This is a genomic window from Micromonospora sp. HK10 (genome assembly GCF_000982955.1).
Taxonomy (GTDB): domain Bacteria; phylum Actinomycetota; class Actinomycetes; order Mycobacteriales; family Micromonosporaceae; genus Micromonospora.
Genome location: NZ_KQ058801.1, coordinates 1 through 1,270, shown reverse-complemented (window position 1 = coordinate 1,270; position 1,270 = coordinate 1). Strand labels below are relative to the sequence as shown.

Below are 1,270 nucleotides of genomic sequence, written 5' to 3'. Positions count from 1 at the left end.
GCCGACGCGGCACCCCCGGCCGGAGACCGCCGGCCCGCCGGCGGCTGCCGGTGCCCCCACCGGGGCGGCCGCCGCCCGGGCCGCCGCAGCGGCACCGGGGCGGCGGCCGCCCTCGACCCGTCCGGCCGCCTCCTCACCGGAGCAGCCTCCCGCCGCCGCCGACCGGTCCGGTGCTGCCCCGGTGGCGGCCGAGGCCCGGCCGGAGGGCTCCACCCGCCGCCCGGTACCGCCGTCGGCGGTGCTGCCCGACCCCGCCACACCCGAGCCGCCGCGCCCCGGCTCGACCGCGCCGGGTGCGGTGGACGCCGTGGCGGCCCGCCGGGTCTGGCCCGAGATCGTCGGCAAGGTGGGCCGGAAGAGCAAGAAGGTGGCCGCCTGGGCCCGGGAGGCCACCGTCCGCGAGGTGGACGGCCAGTCGATGGTGCTCACCTTCCGCTATCCGTTCCACGCGCAGGCCCTCTCCAACGAGCCGGACCTGCTGCTCGAAGCGCTCTACGAGGAGTTGGGCGGTCGCTGGCAGATCCGGTGCGAGGTGGCCGGTGAGCGGGGCGCCGCCTCGATCGGCGGCCCGGCCCGCCCGTCCGGGGCCCGCCCGGCGGCCGGCCCGGACACCCCGCCCGCTCCGTCCGGGGCGGAGACCCGTGATGGCGGTGGAGCGGCCCGGCCGCCCGGCCCGGCCCGGCGACCGGCCGGCCCGGCGGCCAACGGCTCGCCACCGGCCGAGGGCGACCCGTTGGCCGCCGACGAGGAGGACTGGCCGGAGCCGGCGCGACCCGGCGGCGCCGGGCAACCGGCGGCCGGTCCGGCGGCGGCCGACGACGACTGGCCGGAGGCGGCCCGTCCCGGCGAGGCGGCAGCCGCCGAGCCGACCACCGCACCGTCGGGCGCGCCGACCGGCTCTGCCGGGTCCACCGCCGGCACCGCGCCGACCGGAGGCACCGCGCCGACCGGGGGCGTCCCTCCGGCCGGAAGCAGTGCGTTGACCGGGGGTGCCGCGTCGGCCGGGGGTGCCGCGTCGGCCGGGGGTGCCGCGTCGGCTGGTGGCGTGGCGTCGGCGGGTGGCGCGGGGTCGGCCGAGGGCACGGCGTCGGCCGAGGGCACGGCGTCGGCTGGTGGCGCGGCCTCGGCCCGGAGCGCCATGTCGGCCGGGGGCGCCGCGTCGGCCAGCGGTGCCGCCTTGAGTGGGAACGCCGCGCCGGTCGGACCCGGCGGTCCGGCGGTGGCTGCTTCCGGCGTACCGAAACCGGCCCGGACGCCGGCCGCGCGGCCG

The 1,270-nt window shown here is 82.4% G+C and carries 1 pseudogene; it reads left to right on the top strand.

Going from position 1 to position 1,270, the window contains the following annotated elements:
• Positions 1 to 181: 181 nt before the first annotated feature.
• A pseudogene (locus LQ51_RS34360) lies at positions 182 to 1,270 on the top strand (hypothetical protein); the annotation flags it as partial.